Origin of the sequence: Streptomyces jumonjinensis (genome assembly GCF_009600885.1) — a bacterium.
Lineage (GTDB): Bacteria > Actinomycetota > Actinomycetes > Streptomycetales > Streptomycetaceae > Streptomyces > Streptomyces jumonjinensis.
This window is the reverse complement of record NZ_VCLA01000153.1, coordinates 4,791-5,052: the sequence shown is the minus strand read 5'-3', so window position 1 is coordinate 5,052 and position 262 is coordinate 4,791. Positions and strand designations below refer to the sequence as shown.

The 262-nt window shown below is 70.6% G+C and carries 1 protein-coding gene; it reads right to left on the bottom strand.

All coding sequences use genetic code 11. The features are described 5' to 3' along the window. A partial coding sequence (locus FF041_RS39145) for a HAMP domain-containing protein (RefSeq protein WP_228388413.1) occupies positions 1–262 on the bottom strand: 262 nt, incomplete at both ends.

Genomic DNA, 262 nt, shown 5'->3' with positions numbered 1-262 from the left:
CAGGATCTCGCCCCGGGCGTCCACGTCGATCTTCTGCGAGAGATCGCCGCGTGCCACGGCGGTGGCGACCTGCGCGATATTGCGCACCTGATTGGTCAGATTCCCCGCCATGCCGTTGACGGAGTCGGTCAGATCCCGCCACACCCCGGCGACGCCCGGCACCTGCGCCTGGCCGCCGAGCCGGCCGTCCGTGCCGACCTCCCGGGCCACCCGGGTGACCTGCGCGGCGAACGAGGAGAGCTGGTCCACCATCGTGTTGATG